Annotated in this window: 17 protein-coding genes; 14 read left to right on the top strand and 3 right to left on the bottom strand. The window is 56.2% G+C overall.

Features of this window, described 5'->3' with window-relative positions:
• The first annotated feature begins 65 nt into the window (after positions 1 to 65).
• Positions 66 to 1,238 carry an MFS transporter gene (locus HC231_RS01435; RefSeq protein ID WP_208229411.1) on the top strand — a complete coding sequence of 391 codons (1,173 nt, stop codon included), beginning with the start codon at positions 66 to 68 and terminating at the stop codon, positions 1,236 to 1,238.
• 21 nt (positions 1,239 to 1,259) lie between these two features.
• On the opposite strand, the gene cyaY is transcribed toward HC231_RS01435, so the two are convergent.
• Positions 1,260 to 1,580: an iron donor protein CyaY gene (gene cyaY, locus HC231_RS01440; RefSeq protein ID WP_208229412.1), complete on the bottom strand. Its 321-nt coding sequence runs from the start codon at positions 1,578 to 1,580 to the stop codon at positions 1,260 to 1,262.
• A 77-nt stretch (positions 1,581 to 1,657) separates the two neighbouring features.
• Here cyaY and lptM point away from each other — a divergent pair, with 77 nt between their 5' ends.
• The 9 genes from lptM to HC231_RS01485 all read left to right on the top strand — a co-directional run bounded on the left by lptM (position 1,658) and on the right by HC231_RS01485 (position 10,876).
• A complete protein-coding gene (gene lptM, locus HC231_RS01445; RefSeq protein ID WP_281397374.1) occupies positions 1,658 to 1,825 on the top strand; it encodes an LPS translocon maturation chaperone LptM in 168 nt (55 codons plus the stop codon).
• Between the two features lie 90 nt (positions 1,826 to 1,915).
• A complete protein-coding gene (gene dapF, locus HC231_RS01450) occupies positions 1,916 to 2,740 on the top strand; it encodes a diaminopimelate epimerase (protein WP_208229413.1) in 825 nt (274 codons plus the stop codon).
• Entirely contained in the window at positions 2,737 to 3,444 is a 708-nt protein-coding gene (locus HC231_RS01455) for a DUF484 domain-containing protein (RefSeq protein WP_208229414.1), read from the top strand. Before dapF ends, HC231_RS01455 begins: the two co-directional genes overlap by 4 nt.
• A complete protein-coding gene (gene xerC, locus HC231_RS01460; protein ID WP_208229415.1) occupies positions 3,441 to 4,373 on the top strand; it encodes a tyrosine recombinase XerC in 933 nt (310 codons plus the stop codon). The genes HC231_RS01455 and xerC overlap by 4 nt, the downstream gene beginning before the upstream one ends.
• Complete coding sequence (gene yigB / locus HC231_RS01465; RefSeq protein WP_208229416.1) at positions 4,373 to 5,089, top strand: 5-amino-6-(5-phospho-D-ribitylamino)uracil phosphatase YigB; 717 nt, start codon at positions 4,373 to 4,375, stop codon at positions 5,087 to 5,089. The genes xerC and yigB overlap by 1 nt, the downstream gene beginning before the upstream one ends.
• Before the next feature lie 201 nt (positions 5,090 to 5,290).
• Complete coding sequence (gene uvrD / locus HC231_RS01470) at positions 5,291 to 7,453, top strand: DNA helicase II (protein WP_208229417.1); 2,163 nt, start codon at positions 5,291 to 5,293, stop codon at positions 7,451 to 7,453.
• A gap of 98 nt (positions 7,454 to 7,551) precedes the next feature.
• Complete coding sequence (locus HC231_RS01475; protein WP_208229418.1) at positions 7,552 to 8,295, top strand: cyclase family protein; 744 nt, start codon at positions 7,552 to 7,554, stop codon at positions 8,293 to 8,295.
• Positions 8,296 to 8,729: 434 nt separating this feature from the next.
• Positions 8,730 to 9,680: a magnesium/cobalt transporter CorA gene (gene corA / locus HC231_RS01480; protein ID WP_208229419.1), complete on the top strand. Its 951-nt coding sequence runs from the start codon at positions 8,730 to 8,732 to the stop codon at positions 9,678 to 9,680.
• Positions 9,681 to 9,811: 131 nt separating this feature from the next.
• Positions 9,812 to 10,876: an AbrB family transcriptional regulator gene (locus tag HC231_RS01485; RefSeq protein ID WP_208229420.1), complete on the top strand. Its 1,065-nt coding sequence runs from the start codon at positions 9,812 to 9,814 to the stop codon at positions 10,874 to 10,876.
• On the opposite strand, the gene rarD is transcribed toward HC231_RS01485, so the two are convergent.
• A complete protein-coding gene (rarD, locus tag HC231_RS01490; protein WP_208229421.1) occupies positions 10,857 to 11,765 on the bottom strand; it encodes an EamA family transporter RarD in 909 nt (302 codons plus the stop codon). The genes HC231_RS01485 and rarD overlap by 20 nt on opposite strands.
• Positions 11,766 to 12,068: 303 nt before the next feature.
• On the opposite strand from rarD, the gene pldA reads away from it, so the two are divergent.
• Entirely contained in the window at positions 12,069 to 12,935 is an 867-nt protein-coding gene (gene pldA / locus HC231_RS01495) for a phospholipase A (RefSeq protein ID WP_208229422.1), read from the top strand.
• A gap of 123 nt (positions 12,936 to 13,058) precedes the next feature.
• On the top strand, positions 13,059 to 14,885 hold the full coding sequence (gene recQ, locus HC231_RS01500) for an ATP-dependent DNA helicase RecQ (protein ID WP_208229423.1): 1,827 nt from the start codon (positions 13,059 to 13,061) through the stop codon (positions 14,883 to 14,885).
• 10 nt (positions 14,886 to 14,895) lie between these two features.
• On the opposite strand, the gene rhtB is transcribed toward recQ, so the two are convergent.
• Entirely contained in the window at positions 14,896 to 15,516 is a 621-nt protein-coding gene (gene rhtB / locus HC231_RS01505) for a homoserine/homoserine lactone efflux protein (RefSeq protein ID WP_208231182.1), read from the bottom strand.
• 403 nt (positions 15,517 to 15,919) lie between these two features.
• Here rhtB and pldB point away from each other — a divergent pair, with 403 nt between their 5' ends.
• Both pldB and yigL read left to right on the top strand, forming a co-directional pair.
• Positions 15,920 to 16,912, top strand: coding sequence for a lysophospholipase L2 (gene pldB / locus HC231_RS01510; RefSeq protein ID WP_208229424.1), 993 nt, complete (start codon positions 15,920 to 15,922; stop codon positions 16,910 to 16,912).
• A 51-nt stretch (positions 16,913 to 16,963) separates the two neighbouring features.
• Positions 16,964 to 17,764 carry a sugar/pyridoxal phosphate phosphatase YigL gene (gene yigL / locus HC231_RS01515; RefSeq protein ID WP_208229425.1) on the top strand — a complete coding sequence of 267 codons (801 nt, stop codon included), beginning with the start codon at positions 16,964 to 16,966 and terminating at the stop codon, positions 17,762 to 17,764.
• The last annotated feature ends 75 nt before the right edge of the window (positions 17,765 to 17,839 follow it).

Raw genomic sequence — 17,839 nt, forward strand, 5'->3', positions numbered from 1 at the left:
GCTAAACACACGGCTCTAGTTGCAAATAACCCGACCTTTCGATGCCTTTAGCAAGGGATTTACTATTGGATATTCAGCAACGCAGCAACCTGATACTACTGGCTTTAGGGCAAGGATTAACCGGCAGTATCATTTCACTGATGACGTTATCCTCCACGCTGGTCGGCATTCAGATGGCGCCGATTCCGCTGCTGACCACCCTGCCGATTACCGCCACCGTCTGCGGCGCGACGCTGATGAGCTATTCCGTCTCCTCGCTGATGGCGAAATACGGCAGAAAAAAAGCCTTTATCATCGGCACGATACAGGGCGTTATTGGCGCGCTGCTGGCGGCGGCGGCCATTGCGCTGGATCATTTCCTCCTGTTTGTTTTTTCGACATTCGTGCTGGGCATGTCCTGCGCCTTCAACCAATATTACCGTTTTGCCGCCGCCGAGGTTTTTAGTGATAACCATCAGAAAAACAGCGCGATTTCCTGGGTGATCAGCGGCGGGATCCTGGGCGGTTTTCTCGGCCCCTTTGCGGGCAGCCGATCCGCCGATCTCTGGCCGCAGTATCCGTTTTTCGGCAGTTTTTTGGCGGCGGCGCTGATCTGTATCGTGACGGCGTTGCTGTTGCTGAGGTTAAAGCTGCCGGAAACCGTCGCGGCGGTCAGGATCGAAAAAGACCAGGAGCCGCTGTCCGCCATTTTGAAAAGCCGGGCGTTTATCCTCGGCACCGCCAGCTGTACCGCCGGTTTTGTCGTGATGACGCTGTTGATGAATTCCGCGCCGCTGGCGATGCACCAGCACCATTTTTCCGTCGGCCATAGCGCGACGGTGCTGCAATGGCACTTTGTCGCCATGTATGCGCCCGCGCTGTTGCTGGCGTTTCTGGCGAAGAGATTGAGCGCCGGCGCGGTGGTGGCGACGGGCATCATCTGTAACCTGGCCGGCATCGCGCTGGCGGTGAGCGGCCTGACGTTCTGGCACTTCCTCTTTTCTCTTACTTTATTCGGCGTTGGCTGGGCCTTCATGTTCAACGGCGGAACCTTTATGCTGAATGCGTTTTCTCATTCGGCGCATAAAGCCAGATTGCAGGGAATTAACTCGCTGGTTATCAGCCTGCCCAACGCGCTGGCGTCGCTTTCGGCGGGCAGTATGATGGCGTTCACCAGCGGCTGGCCGCTGGTGAACTCGTTGAGCGTAGTGATTTTACTGGCGACGATATTGATGCCGGCGCTCATCAAACGCCGGTAAGATCCGGCGCGGCTGCGACGGTTAGCTGAAGCGAATGGTTTCCCCGGCCTGCGTGGAACAGGCTTCGGACAGTAACGCCATAAAATCTTTTCCGCTGCGATCGCACACCCAGCGTTCATCCTGAAAATTAAAATGGTAACCGCCTGCTTTGGTCGCCAGCCAGATCTGGTGCAGCGGTTCCTGACGGTTAATGACGATTTTACTATGGTTTTCAAAGGTCAGCGTCATCACGCCGCCATTGGTTTCATAATCGATATCGGCATCGCCTGCAAATTGATCCAGGGTTTCTTCCAATCGGAGCATTAATTCGTCGGCCAATTGATGGAACTCGCTGTCGTTCATTTTCGATTCCTATTGATTTTCATGATCCACCTGCGATTATAGAGAGCATGCATGCATGAATTACAGGTCTTAATGTTATGAAAAAGGTATTTCGCCGGTTTTTTCTGGCGTTATCGTTGCTGACGCTGTTCGGCTGCGGCCTCAAAGGTCCGCTTTATTTTCCGCCAGACGGTAAGTCGGCTGCGCCGGCCGCCCAGCAGCAGGATGCGGATCGCACGCAGCAACAATCGTCCGCGCAGCAGTAACTGGCGATGGTGTATCTCTATCTATCATAATTTTATAACAGGTCACGATAGCGTTTTACCGCGTCCGGTTAAGCCAGCGGAGTCAGGATAATGCAGTTCGCTAAAATGCACGGGTTAGGCAACGATTTCATGGTTGTTGATGCCGTCACGCAGAATGTTTATTTTTCACCCGAACTGATCCGCCGTTTGTCGGATCGGCATTGCGGCGTCGGATTCGATCAGCTCTTGATCGTTGAGCCGCCGTACGATCCCGAGCTGGATTTTCATTACCGCATCTTCAATGCCGACGGTAGCGAAGTGGCCCAGTGCGGAAACGGCGCGCGCTGCTTCGCCCGTTTTGTACGTCTGAAAGGATTAACCAGCAAACGCGATATTGCGGTCAGCACGCAGACGGGAAGAATGATTCTCAGCGTCACGGATGATGATTTGGTTCGGGTGAATATGGGGGAACCCAATTTTGACCCGCAGCAGGTTCCTTTTCGCGCCATAAAGGCGGAAAAAACCTACATTATGCGAGTGGAGGAACACACCGTATTATGCGGCGTGGTATCCATGGGCAATCCTCACTGCGTCATACAGGTGGAGGATGTGGCGACCGCCAGTGTTGAAGTATTAGGGCCGTTGTTGGAAAGCCATGAGCGTTTTCCTGAACGCGCCAATATCGGATTTATGCAAATCATCGACCGCAATACCATCAACCTGCGGGTATATGAGCGCGGCGCCGGCGAGACTCTGGCCTGCGGCAGCGGCGCCTGTGCGGCGGTGGCCATAGGAATCCAGCAGGATCTGCTGTCTTCGCCGGTCAAAGTATCGTTGCCGGGCGGCGATTTGCAAATCCAGTGGGATGGGCCGGGACATCCGTTATTTATGACGGGACCCGCAACACATGTTTACGATGGATTTATTCATTTATGAAGAATGTCGAGGAGCAGGCAGAGCGCCAGATCGAACTCAGTGACGATATGGTTTTGCAGTTCCTGCAACAGAATCCTGATTTTTTTATCCGTAATGCCCGGCAAATCGAGCAGATGCGTATACCGCATCCCGTTAGGGGAACGGTATCGCTGGTGGAATGGCAGCTGGCTCGTCAGCGCAACCATATCACCCAGCTTGAGGAAGAGATCACGCTGTTGATGGAGCAGGCGGGCGTTAACGAATCGCTGTTCAATCGCTTGCTGAGCGTCCAGGCTGAACTGGCCTCGGCGGATAGCCTGACGGACATGCTGGACAGATTGCAGCGCTGGGCGCGCCGGTTGGGGCTGTCGGGCGCGACGGTTCGTCTGTTCAGTGATAAATGGCGTATTGGCGCGCCTTCCGGCTTTACGCATTTATCTCTGAATCGAACGGCGTTTGAACCGTTGCGTATTCAGCGTCTTGGTCAAAGCAGCCACTACCTGGGCAGTCTGAACGGCCCCGAACTGTTGCTGCTGCTGCCGCAGGCGAAACAGGTGGGGTCGGTCGCTCTATCCATGATCGGTGAAAATCACGATCTGGGGCTGCTTATCTTCACCAGCCGCGATAGCCACCACTATCAGGATGGTATGGGAACCTTAGTGTTGCAACAACTGGCGACCACCATGCTTCCCGCCATGCTGGAGCGCTGGGTCGAGCGGGTATGAGCCAATCCGCCCCGCCGGCCCCCGCCTCGCTATCGCCGCTACAGCCGCAGGTTGACGAATTCCTGCGTTATCTGAAGGTTGAACGCCAGTTGAGTCCGTTGACGCAAATCAGCTATGCCCGTCAGCTTACGGCGGCGATCGCCATCCTGTCGTCAGCCGGCGTCAACGACTGGCGAAGCCTGGACGCGGCCGGGGTGCGCGCCGTGGCGTCCCGCAGCAAACGGGATGGCCTGCACGCTTCCAGCCTGGCGCTGCGGCTTTCGGCTTTGCGGAGCTTCCTCGACTGGATGGTGTCGCGCGGCGAGCTGGGCGCAAACCCCGCCAAAGGGGTGTCCACGCCGCGGGTTGGCCGCCATCTGCCGAAAAACATGGACGTAGATGAGATTGACCGTCTTCTCAATATCGATGTTGACGATCCGCTGGCGGTGCGCGATCGCGCCATGCTGGAAGTGATGTATGGCGCGGGCTTGCGCTTGGCTGAACTGGTGGGAATGGACTGCCGGCATATCGACCTGGCCAGCGGCGAAGTCTGGGTGGTGGGTAAAGGAAGTAAAGAGCGCAGGCTGCCGATGGGGAAAACGGCGGTAATCTGGCTTGAGCGCTGGCTGGCGTTGCGCGAACTGTTCGGGCCGCAGGATGACGCCATCTTCATTTCCAATCAAGGCCGGCGGATTTCCATGCGCAACGTGCAGAAACGTTTTGCGCAGTGGGGAGTGAAGCAAGGGGTAAACAGCCACGTTCACCCGCATAAGCTGCGCCACTCTTTCGCCACGCATATGCTGGAATCCAGCGGCGATTTACGCGCGGTGCAGGAGTTGCTCGGCCACGCCAACCTTTCCACGACGCAGATCTACACCCATCTGGATTTTCAACATTTGGCGTCCGTATACGATGCCGCACATCCACGTGCCAAACGGGGAAAACATTGATGCATTTTTACCGGCCATTAGGCTCTATTCGCGCCATCACTTTCGATTTGGACGACACGCTATACGATAACTACGATGTGATTCGTAGAACCAAACGGGAGTCGATCCGTTTTCTGCAACAGTATCACTCCGGCCTGAAAGATTTTCAGGAAGAGGATTTACAGCGCCTGCGTGACGAACTGCGGCTGCGGGAACCTGAAATCTACCACGACGTGACCGAATGGCGGCGGCGGGCGGTTGAACAGGCGATGATTAACATTGGTCTGAATGCCGATGAGGCTATGCAGGGGTCGATGGCGGCGATGGAAAACGTAGCCTATTGGCGCAATCAGATCGTCATATCGAAAGAGACGCATCTCGCCCTGGCGGCGCTGGCCGAACGGGTGCCGCTGGCGGCGATCACCAATGGCAACGCCGATCCGAGTCAATTCGGTCTGGATCGTTACTTTGCCTTTGTTCTGCGCGCCGGCCCGGACGGTCGCTCGAAGCCCTTTGCCGATATGTATCGCCTGGCGGCGGAAAAATTCAATCTGCCCCTGAGCCAGATTCTGCACGTGGGCGACGATCTCACGACCGACGTGGCGGGCGCGGTCCGCTGCGGGATGCAGGCGTGCTGGATCAACCTGCGGGAAGACGATCTAATGCATATCGACGATGCCCGGCTGCTGCCCCATATTGAAATTTCCCGATTGGCATCGCTGCCAGCGTTGTTATAATCACCTGTATATATACCCAATAGATTTATGGCGGGCCGCCCGCCCCGGAGCCGGCGCTCCCGGCGTTTTTTCAGGAGGCGGGCGTCCCAGGATTGCCAGCGCACCCGCAACCGGAAAGATAATGGGTTTGTCTGCGTAAATAATCAGTGGTGACCGTTCTTCCTCGCGACGAGACGGTTTCCCGTCAACGGATACCGTACTATGGACGTTTCTGCTCTACTTGATGGCCTCAACGACAAACAACGTGATGCGGTAGCCGCGCCGCGCAGCAATTTATTGGTGTTGGCGGGCGCGGGCAGCGGCAAGACGCGGGTGCTGGTGCACCGCATCGCCTGGCTGTTGTCCGTCGAAAATTGTTCTCCCTACTCCATCATGGCGGTGACGTTCACCAACAAGGCCGCGGCGGAAATGCGTCACCGTATCGAACACCTGATCGGCACCAGCCAGGGCGGCATGTGGATTGGCACCTTCCATGGGTTGGCTCACCGCCTGCTGCGGGCGCATCATCTGGATGCCGGTCTGCCGCAGGATTTCCAGATCCTGGACGGCGAAGATCAACTGCGGTTGCTTAAACGTCTGATCCGCGCGCTGAATCTGGATGAGAAACAGTGGCCGCCGCGTCAGGCCATGTGGTACATCAACGGCAAGAAAGATGAGGGTTTGCGTCCTCAACATATTGAAAGTTACGGCAATCCGATAGAACAAACCTGGCAGCGGGTTTATCAGGCCTATCAGGAAGCCTGCGATCGCGCCGGGCTGGTGGATTTTGCCGAACTGCTGCTGCGCGCGCATGAACTATGGCTGAATAAGCCGCATATCCTGAATCACTATCGCGAGCGTTTCACCAATATTCTGGTGGATGAGTTTCAGGATACCAACCGTATTCAATACGCCTGGATCCGCATGCTGGCCGGCGACAGCGCCAATGTGATGATTGTGGGGGATGACGACCAGTCGATCTACGGCTGGCGCGGCGCGCAGGTGGAAAACATTCAGCTGTTTCTTCAGGATTTCGCCGGCGCGCAAACGATCCGGCTGGAGCAGAATTACCGTTCAACCAGCAATATCCTGAATGCGGCCAATGCCCTGATTGCGCATAACGGCGGGCGTCTGGGCAAAAACTTATGGACGGATGGCGTAGAGGGCGAGCCGATTTCGCTCTACTGCGCGTTTAACGAACTGGATGAAGCGCGCTTTGTGGTCAACCGGATTAAGGTCTGGCAGGAAAACGGCGGCGCGCTGAGCGATAACGCGATCTTGTACCGCAGCAATGCCCAGTCGCGCGTGCTGGAAGAGGCTTTGCTGCAGCAGAGCATGCCGTACCGTATTTATGGCGGGATGCGCTTCTTCGAACGGCAGGAAATCAAGGACGCCCTGGCTTACCTGCGTTTGATCGCCAACCGCAATGACGATGCGGCGTTTGAGCGGGTGGTGAATACGCCGACGCGCGGCATTGGCGACAGAACGCTGGATGTGGTGCGTCAGACCGCCCGCGATCGGCAGTTGACGCTTTGGCAGTCGACGCGCGCGCTGTTGCAGGAGAAAGCGCTGGCGGGCAGGGCGGCGTCCGCGCTGCAACGCTTTGTCGAACTGGTTGACTCGCTGGCGGATGAAACCGCCGAACTGCCGCTGCACGTGCAGACCGACCGGGTGATCAAAGACTCCGGCCTGTGGAGTATGTACGAACAGGAAAAAGGCGAAAAAGGGCAGGCGCGGGTGGAAAACCTTGAAGAATTGGTTACCGCGACGCGGCAGTACAGCTATCAGGATGAGGATCAGGATCTGATGCCGTTACAGGCGTTTCTATCCCATGCGGCGCTGGAAGCGGGAGAAGGGCAGGCGGACGCCTATCAGGATGCGGTGCAGCTGATGACGCTGCATTCGGCAAAAGGATTGGAGTTCCCGCAGGTATTTATCGTCGGAATGGAAGAGGGCATGTTCCCCAGCCAGATGTCGCTGGATGAGGGCGGCCGGCTGGAGGAGGAGCGGCGTCTGGCCTATGTGGGCGTGACGCGCGCCATGCGGAAATTGACGTTGACGTACGCGGAATCGCGGCGTTTATACGGCAAAGAAGCTTATCACCGGCCTTCCCGTTTTGTCGGCGAACTGCCGGCGGAGTGCGTTGAAGAGGTTCGGCTGCGGGCCAGCGTGTCGCGCCCGGTCAACCATCAGCGTCTTGGCACGCCGGTCAGCGAGAACGACAGCGGCTATCGTCTGGGGCAGCGGGTGCGGCACGCCAAATTCGGCGAGGGCACCATCGTCAACCTGGAGGGCAGCGGCGATCATTGCCGGATTCAGGTGGCGTTCCAGGGGCAGGGCATTAAGTGGCTGGTGGCGGCTTATGCCCGGCTGGAGACGGTATGATGTTCGGTCGCGCGGCGAATAACCGGTGAGCGGTCTGGATGCGGCAGCCTGTCTGTATAGTGTCGGGACGAAATAAAAGAGGAAAAAGGAAGTAAACCATGACATTGAAGCAGATTGTGGATGCATTGCGGGAAAAGAAATGGGTGGATTTAACCCACTCGATAGCGGGAGATATTCCGGTTTTCAGCGCCTTTGAAGGCGTAAAGCGCAAAACGGTGTTCAGCGTTGAACAGCATGGATTTTTCGCAGAAGAAGTCACGTTTACCACGCCTACCGGAACCCACATTGATTCGCCAGGGCACTTTGTCGCCGGCAAGCGCTATTTGGATCGCATCGACAATAAAGAACTGCTGTTGCCGCTGTTGGTGATCCATCGGCAGGAAGCGGTAACGCGCGATCCCGACTACCGTTTGACGGTGGATGATATCTTACAGTTTGAAGCGCAATGGGGAACGATCCCCGCCGGCTGTTTCGTCGCCTTTGCCAGCGGCTGGAGCAGAAGGTGGCCGGACGCCGCCGCCTTTGCCAACCTGGATGAACAGGGCGACAGTCATACGCCGGGATGGTCTATCGACGCGTTGAAATTTCTGTTTGAAATGCGCGGCATCAGCGCCGTCGGGCATGAAACGCTGGACACCGACGCCGCCGTGGATTTTCGCCGGAACAACGCGCTGATTGGCGAATACTATGTTTTGGATCAGAACGCGTATCAGGTCGAAGTACTGAACAATCTTGATCGGATTCCGCCCACCGGCGCCTATATTCACGTCATGTATCCCAACTTTGCCGGTACGGCGAGTTTCCCGGTGCGCGCCGTTGCCTACCTGCCGGAAGACGCCTGACGGCAGGAGAACCGGGCCCGTCGCCGTGCCAATCGGTGCCGGCGGCTCGTTTTCGATGCGTTTCTCCATGCGTGCCGTGGGGCGCGGTCAGGGGCGATTCCGCCAACTCCGCAAAGCATTTCCGGCGCGGTTTTAAAGTTGACAGCCTTTTTCATCTCGGCGTAACATGCGCGCATCATTATTTGCGGAGGACTTACGCCTTGGACATACCCAGTCGATGTTGGCTCAATAACCTGACCATTAGGTACAACTTCTAAGGCTATCTTCTCTCATCGCTGATAGCCTTAGTGGTTGTCAGCGATCTCTTCATCATGTCGCTGAGAGTCAGATCCGTCGAACGGACTGAAACCTGCCGGTGACGTTTTCACCCTTGTTTCTTTGCTTCAATCGCGTCGTCCATCTTCTCTAATTACTAAAACAGGAAGCTATGGCCTATGCTGAGCGCATTTAAACTGGATAATTGCCGTTTATGTCGTCTGGAGCTGGAAGATTCCGATGATCTCACTTCATCCGTCTGGGTCGATTTGATCGAGCCGGAAGTCGACGAACGTGAGAAAGTGCAAACGGAACTGGGGCAAAGTCTGGCGACCCGGCCAGAGCTGGAAGATATTGAGGCGTCCGCGCGTTTTTTCGAAGATGAAGACGGGTTACATATTCACTCCTTCTTCTTTTTTGAAGACGCCGAGGACCATGCCGGCAACGCCACCGTGGCTTTTACTATTCGCGACGGCCGTCTGTATACGCTGCGTGAGCGCGAGCTGCCGGCGTTTCGTCTCTACCGGATGCGGGCGCGTAATCAGACGCTGGTGGATGGCAATGCTTATGAGCTGCTGCTCGATTTGTTTGAAACCAAAATCGAACAGCTGGCGGACGAAATTGAGAATATCTACAGCGATCTGGAATCGCTGAGCCGTATCATCATGGAAGGACGCCAGGGAGAAGAGTACGATGATGCGCTCTCCACGCTGGCGGAACTGGAAGACGTGGGCTGGAAGGTGCGCCTGTGTTTGATGGATACCCAGCGGGCGCTGAATTTTCTGGTGCGTAAAGCGCGTTTGCCGTCCGGCCAGTTGGAGCAGGCCCGCGAGATCCTGCGCGATATCGAATCGCTGCTGCCGCATAACGAATCGTTGTTTCAGAAGGTTAACTTCCTGATGCAGGCGGCGATGGGTTTTATCAATATCGAACAGAGCCGGATTATCAAAATCTTCTCGGTGGTTTCCGTGGTGTTCCTGCCGCCGACGCTGGTGGCATCCAGTTACGGGATGAACTTTTCGTTTATGCCTGAACTGAAATGGTCGTTTGGCTATCCGGCCGCCATCATTCTGATGATTCTGGCGGGTCTGGCGCCTTATCTTTATTTCAAACGTAAAAACTGGCTCTGAAATTCGCCGCGCTCCCTGGTTTGCGGAGCGCGTTGAATGTTTTCTCTCCCGCGATTAATTTCCATGTTAATTATTTGGACAATCTGTTTAGAATGACGGCAGTCGTCATATTGCTGAAACAGGTTGTACGCATGCGAAAGATTTCACCCTTGATGCAGTGGGGAATTCTGCTCTCGGTCTCGCTGGTGCTGGGTGTTTTGCTACAGATTTATCACGTTCCTGCCGCGTTGTTGCTTGGTCCCATGCTGGTTGGCGTTGCGATGGGACTGAACGGCGCAACCATTCGTCTTCCCCGCGTCTGTTTTCTTGGCAGCACCTCGGTGCTGGGCTGCCTGGTGGCGCAAAGCCTTTCTCTCTCGATTCTGAGTCCGTTGCTGAATAACTGGCTGCTGGTGCTGTTTATCCTGCTGATGCCCCTCGCCGCCAGCGGCGTGTCCGGCTGGCTGCTGGTGAAGTTCAGCGAACTGCCCGGTCCGACGGGCACCTGGGGCGCTTCTCCCGGCGGCGCGGCCGCGATGGTGGCCATGTCGGGGGAGTTTGGCGCGGATGTTCGCCTGGTGGCGTTTATGCAGTATTTGCGCGTACTGATGGTCACGGCGGCGGCGGCGTTCGTCGCGCGCATTAGCCTGGGGAGCGAGGCCGCGGAAAACAGCGCCATGCTGGTATGGTTTCCTGCGCTGGACTGGCGCTTTCCCGCCACGCTGTGCGTCGCATTTTGCTGCGCATGGTTAGGCCGGCGACTGCGCATTCCTTCCGGCGCCATGTTGGGGCCGATGATTGTCGGCGCGGCACTGCATTCGACCGGAACGCTGGCGTTGCAGACGCCGGAATGGCTGCTGGCGCTGGCGTATGCGTTTATTGGCTGGAGCGTCGGTTTATCGTTTACCCGGCCGATCTTTCTGCTGGCGCTACGCACTTTGCCGCAGATGATGGCGTCGATTATCGGGCTGATGCTGTTATGCGGCGCGATGGCGCTGATGGTGACCAGGCTGCTGCCGGTCGATCTGCTGACGGCTTATCTGGCAACCAGCCCCGGCGGGCTGGATTCCATCGCCATTATTGCCGCAGGCAGCAACGTCGACATCGCGTTTGTTATCGCGTTGCAGACGATGAGGCTGTTCGCGACGCTGATTGTGAGCCCGGTGCTGTCGCGTTTTATCTCCCGGCGTATCGAGCTTAGTTCGCCGAGAGGTTGATCCGCCGCTGTTTACGCTGGTGATAAAGCGCATCCAGAATAAACAGCGCCAGCGCGCCCCAGATAAAACCAAACGTAATCAGCTTGTCTTCGCCAAAGGTTTCGCCATAGAAGATCACGGCCAGCAGGAACGTCATGGTTGGGCCGAGGTACTGGAAAAAACCGAGGGTGGATAGGCGCAAACGCATGGCCGCGGCGGTGAAAAACAGCAGCGGCACGGTGGTGATAATGCCCGCGGACATTAAAAGCAGATTCAATGCCCAGGTATTACCGGTCAGATGGCTGGTCGGCGTATCGGCAATAAAAAACAGATAAACGCATGCCACCGGCAACAGCCACAGCGTTTCAACCAACATACCGATCTGGCCGTCAATGCCGATTTTCTTTCGCAGCAGGCCGTATAAGGCGAAGCTGAAAGCCAGCCCCAGTGCGATGACGGGCAGCGAACCGAAGGTCCAGAGTTGAACCAGCACGCCGGCCACGGCCAGTAACACGGCCAGCCACTGTAGACGGCGGAAGCGTTCGCCCAGAAACAGCATGCCCAGCATGACGTTCACCAATGGGTTAATAAAGTAACCGAGACTGGCTTCCAGCATATGGTGGTTATTGACCGCCCAGATATACAGCAACCAGTTACCGCCGATTAATACGCCGGTGACTGCAAGCAACAGCAGGCGTTTGACATTCTTGCAGGCATAGCCGACCTGATGCCATTTTCGGCTGATGCTCAACAGGATTAACATAAAGAAAAACGACCAGATAATCCGGTGCGTCAATATTTCATCGGCGGGAACGTGATCAAGCGTCTTAAAGTAAACCGGCGCGATACCCCAGATGAAGTAAGCGCCCAGAGCAAAAAAGATCCCCTTGCGGGTTTGCTGCGCATCCATTGGTGACTCGATAAAACGGTGGGGAAATGAGGAAATCTACCACAAACAGGGGCCGCTTTCATTCTTATCATTAGCCGGCAATATAGGCCGGCGGCGGCGTTGCTACAGAAAAAACCGAGAAACGTCGGAACCTGGATTCAAATACCGGCGAACTGTGTAAAATGACCCCTTTGAATTTCATGTTAGTCATTTAATCAAGCGGATTGGCTCGCCGGGATAGCAGGGGATCGCGGGTTTTAACTGACGGCATGACGGGAACGACTTGGCCGGATAATAATCACAATCGCTCAGGAGAGAAAGTGAATGCGTAAAATAGTAGGCATGTTGGCTATGCTGCTGGCGATACATGCTCAGGCGGAAGAGGCGAAAATAGAGCCGGTGCATGATAAACCCGCGGTGCGGGGCAGCATCATCGCCAGCCTGTTGCAAAAGCATGATAGTCCGTTTGTTCTCTATCCGTATGAAAGCAACTATCTGCTTTACACCTATACCAGCAATATCAATAAAACCGCGATACAGAGCTATAACTGGGCGAATGATGCGCGCAAGGACGAAGTGAATTTCCAGCTTAGTCTGGGCTTCCCGCTCTGGCGCGGTATTTTCGGCGACAGTTCTCTGCTGGGCGCGTCTTATACTCAGCGCTCCTGGTGGCAGATGTCCAATAAGAGCCAGTCTTCGCCATTTCGTGAAACGGATTATGAGCCGCAACTTTTCCTCGGCTGGGCAACGGATTACTCGTTGGGCGGCTGGACGTTGCGGGACGTGGAGGTGGGTTTCAACCACCAGTCTAACGGGCGCTCCGAACCGACATCGCGCAGTTGGAACCGCGGCTACGTCCGTTTGATGGCGCAAAACGGCAATTGGCAGGTGGATCTGAAACCCTGGGTGCGCTTCTCCGACAGCCGGGACGATAACCCGGATATCACCAAATATATGGGACATTACCGCCTGCGCGTCGGCTATGTTTGGGGAGACAGCGTATTCAGCGCGGAAGGGCGCTACAACTGGAACAGCGGTTACGGCGGCGGCGAACTTGGCTGGAGCTATCCGCTGACGGATCACGTGCGTTTTTATACCAAGGTATTCAGCGGTTACGGCGAGTCGCTGATTGACTATAATCACCGCCAGACCCGCTTCGGCGTTGGGGTGACGCTGAATGATATGTTCTGATTATCCGCGCCTTCCGCTGCGGCGGGGGTTACGGATATCGGCAATATTCACAGGTAAACATTGCAGTTTTACCGGACGGCGCTGAAAATAGCGTCTGTTTGAATTCATCAGATTGGGGAAGGCGTGTCTACGGCGGAAGTATTGAATAAGGAAGCGCTGGCGGTTCAGATCCTGCGGGAGACGTTCGGCTATCAGCAATTCCGGCCGGGTCAGCAGGAGATTATCAATGCGACCCTCAACGGGCAGGATTGTTTGGTGGTTATGCCGACCGGCGGCGGGAAATCGCTGTGCTATCAAATTCCCGCGTTGGCGATGGATGGCCTGACGCTGGTAGTCTCTCCGCTTATTTCACTGATGAAGGATCAGGTCGATCAGCTACAGGCTTACGGCGTGTCGGCGGCCTGTCTCAATTCGACCCAAACCCGGGAGCAGCAGTTGGAGGTGATGGCCGGCTGCCGAACCGGGCAGATCAAACTGCTGTATATCGCCCCGGAACGTCTGACTACCGATAGCTTCCTCGATCACCTGACCCACTGGCGGCCCTCGCTGATCGCCGTGGATGAAGCGCACTGTATTTCCCAGTGGGGCCACGATTTCCGCCCTGAGTACCGGGCGTTGGGGCAGGTGAAACGGTATTTCCCCGGCCTGCCGGTGATCGCGTTGACCGCCACGGCGGATGAAACCACGCGGCGGGATATCGCTCGTCTGCTCGATCTCCAGTCCCCGCTGATCCAGGTCAGCAGTTTTGATCGCCCGAATATCCGCTATACGCTGGTGGAGAAATTCAAACCGCTCGATCAACTGTGGATGTTCGTACAAGGACAGCGCGGCAAAAGCGGCATTATTTACTGTAACAGCCGGGCCAAGGTGGAAGATATCAGCGCCCGCCTGCAAAGCCGCGGGTTGAGCGTGGCGGCGTACCATGCCGGGCTGGACAATGAACGCCGGGCGCAGGTTCAGGAAGCCTTCCAGCGCGATGATCTTCAGGTGGTGGTGGCGACCGTCGCATTCGGCATGGGCATCAACAAGCCTAACGTCCGCTTTGTGGTGCATTTCGATATTCCGCGCAATATTGAATCCTACTATCAGGAGACCGGGCGCGCCGGACGGGATGGCCTGGCGGCGGAAGCGGCGCTGTTTTACGATCCGGCGGATATGGCCTGGCTGCGGCGCTGTCTGGAAGAAAAACCGGCCGGACAACAGTTGGAAATTGAACGCCATAAGCTCAATGCGATGGGCGCTTTTGCCGAGGCGCAAACCTGCCGCCGTCTGGTGCTGCTCAACTATTTCGGCGAGGGACGCCAGCAGCCGTGCGGCAACTGCGATATCTGCCTCGATCCCCCCAAACGTTATGACGGACTGGTGGAAGCGCAAAAAGCGCTCTCTTGCGTTTATCGGGTAGGGCAACGCTTTGGGATGGGATATATCGTCGAAGTGCTGCGCGGCGCGAATAACCAGCGTATTCGCGAGTTCGGCCACGACAAACTGCCGGTGTACGGCATCGGCCGCGATAAGTCTCATGAACACTGGATCAGCGTGTTGCGCCAGTTGATTCACCTGGGATTGCTGAATCAGAATATCGCGCTGCACTCCGCGTTACAGCTCACTGAGTCGGCCCGTCCGGTGCTGCGCGGCGAAGTTTCGCTACAGCTTGCGGTTCCCAGGGTGATTAACCTGAAGCCGCGCGCCAGTCAAAAAACCTACGGCGGAAACTATGACCGTAAGCTGTTCGCCAAATTGCGCAAGCTGCGTAAATCCATCGCCGATGAAGCCAACATCCCGCCCTATGTGGTGTTCAGTGACGCCACGCTGCTGGAGATGGCCGAAATGTTGCCCATTACCGCCGCGGAGTTGTTGCATATCAACGGCGTCGGACAGCGCAAACTTGAGCGCTTCGGCGCTCCCTTTATGACCATGATCCGCGATCATGTCGATAATGACGACGACTGATAGCCGCTAGCTATGCCTTTCTCGCGGTCGCCAACAGCGCGCCGACCAATATAAACAGCGAACCAAAAATCCGATTGAGTATCCGCATCTGCCGCGCGCCTTTCAGCCAACCGGAAATACGCTTGGCCAGCGTGGCGTAGCCAATCATCACAATAATATCGACGGCGATGGTGGTCGCCCCCAGAACCAAATACTGCGCGGCCTGCGGCTGATGGGGGATGATGAACTGCGGAAACAGCGCCGCCAGGAACACAATGCTCTTCGGGTTGGTCAGATTAACCAGAATGGCGCGTTTCAGAAGTTTACGGCGCGGCATGGCGCTGGCCAGCGCGTTCATATCCAATGAGCCAGCCGAGCGCCACTGCTGGATCCCCAGCCAAATCAGATATGCCGCCCCCAACCATTTGAGTAAGTCGAAAATCAGGAGGGATTGCGAAAGCAGCGCGCCAAGTCCGATGCCTACCAGCACGATATGCACGGCCAGACCGATCTGTAAACCGGTGATTGAGGCGATGGTGCCGCGATAGCCGTGACTGATGCCGGTACTCATGGTGTTGATCGCGCCCGAACCGGGCGAAAGGCTGAGAATCAATGTTGTCAGTAGATAGGTTAACCACCAGTCGAAGGTCACTTCCGCATGCTCCCAGGTTGTTTTTGAATTTGATGACAAATCTTCTGGTTCTAACCCCACCCCGGCCCTCCCAGGGGAGGGAGAAGATCCCGCATTTTTAATGCGTTAGCGCCTCCCCCTGACAAGAGGGAGGCCGGGAAGGGGTAATTAAGGCAATGTTTCGAACTTTGTCAGCAGTTTGTTTTCTATAACGGGCGTCCTGACCGCTATTTGCGCGCCGTTGCCACGCAACGTTGAAAATCGCCTCATCCATGAGGCTCGCCCTATGGGCCAACGCGTTGCGTTGTTGAAAATCGCTCCTGGCGATTTTTTATGACACAATACTCTGATAGATATATTTGTGCTATAGCTCACAAAGCCTTTCCGATACGATAGCTTTACTGGCCTGCACCGGAGTCGTGTGATGATTCAGTATCCCGATAGTCTGTTGACGCGAGAAGTGCAGTTTTCTGCCTTTGCGACCGGGAAACTGCTGGATTTTTGGCGTCAGCGCGAGGAGTCGGAATTTATCGGCGTCGACGATGTGCCGATCCGCTTTGTGCGCTTCGCTTCTCCCCAGCACGATAAACTGGTTGTCGTGTTCCCCGGCCGCATCGAGAGTTACGTAAAATACGGTGAAGTCGCTTACGATCTCTTCCATAATGGCTATGACGTGCTGATGATGGATCATCGCGGGCAGGGGCGTTCCGGCCGGCTGCTTGAAGACAGGAATCGTGGGCATGTGCTGCGCTTTAGCGACTATGTGGACGACGTCGAACTGCTGTGGCGGCAGCAAATCAGTTCCTACGCCTATACCCGGCGTTTTGCCCTGGCGCATTCGATGGGCGGCGCGATCCTGGCGCAGTTTCTGGCCCGCCAGCCGGCGGCTTTTGATGCGGCGGCGCTGTGCGCGCCGATGTGCGGTATTCATTTACCTATGCCATATTGGCTGGCCTGGCGGATTGTCGATTGGGCGGAACGTCATCCCTCGGTACGCGACTATTATGCGATTGGCACCGGGCAATGGCGGGCGCTGCCCTATATGGTCAACGTACTGACCCATAGCCGCGAACGTTATCGGCGTAGCGTTAGAGCCTATGCGGATGAACCGGCGTTGCGCGTTGGCGGGCCGACTTACCATTGGGTCCGCGAGGCCCTGATCGTGGGAAAACAGCTACTGACGATGGCCGCCGATATCACGACGCCGATACTGTTGTTGCAGGCAGAGGAAGACCGTGTGGTGGACAACCGCAGCCAGGATGCGTTTTGTCAGGCTCTGGAGCAGGGCGGTCACCCATGCGCGGGCGGCGCGCCCCGGATAATTAAAGGGGCGCGGCATGAAATCCTGTTTGAGAAAGATAACATTCGCGCTGAGGCATTTGGGCTGATTCTGGCTCATTTTTCCCATTACCATTAAATTCCGTGGCGCGTGCCGCCACAACATCACCAGAGGTTAGAGCTCACCGTTATGTACCATGTTGTCGCTTCAGATTTAGACGGCACGTTATTGTCGCCCGACCATACCTTGTCGCCCTATGCGAAAGAGACCCTTAAGCTATTAACTGGCAAAGGCATTCACTTTGTGTTCGCCACCGGGCGGCACTATATGGATGTGGCGCAGATCCGCGACGGTCTCGGCATCAGCGCGTTTATGATCACCTCCAACGGCGCCCGGGTGCACAATACGCAGGGAGAGCTGATTTTCAGCCATAATTTGGACCCTGACATTGCGCGCGATCTTTACGGCGTGGTACACCACAACCCGGATATGCTGACGCACGTTTACCGCGATGATGATTGGTTTATGAATCGTCAGCGCCCCGAAGAAGAGCGTTTTTTTAAAGAGTCGGTATTTAAGTACAAGCTGTTTGAACCCGCGCTGTTGGAAACCGACGGCGTCAGTAAGATCTTCTTTACCTGTGATTCCCATGAGCGGCTATTGCCGCTGGAAGAAGCGATCAATGCGCGCTGGGGCGATCGCGTCAATGTGAGCTTTTCGACGCTGAACTGCCTGGAAGTGATGGCCGGCGGGGTATCCAAGGGACATGCGCTGGAGCAGGTGGCGAAACTTATCGGCTTCTCGCTTAAAGAGTGCATCGCCTTCGGCGACGGCATGAACGACTACGAAATGCTGTCGATGGCCGGCAAGGGTTGCATCATGCAAAACGCCCATCAACGGTTAAAGGATTTGCTGCCTGAGTTGGAAGTGATCGGCTCCAACGCGGAAGACGCGGTGCCGAACTACCTGCGGCGCCTGTTTTTGCAATAGAAACGGGCAGGCGGCAGCAATGTTGCCGTAGCGCCGCCGTATCGCTTTTAGTGACATCAATCACGAACATGGATT

The sequence above is a fragment of the Brenneria izadpanahii genome (assembly GCF_017569925.1).
GTDB classification, from domain to species: Bacteria; Pseudomonadota; Gammaproteobacteria; order Enterobacterales; family Enterobacteriaceae; genus Brenneria; species Brenneria izadpanahii.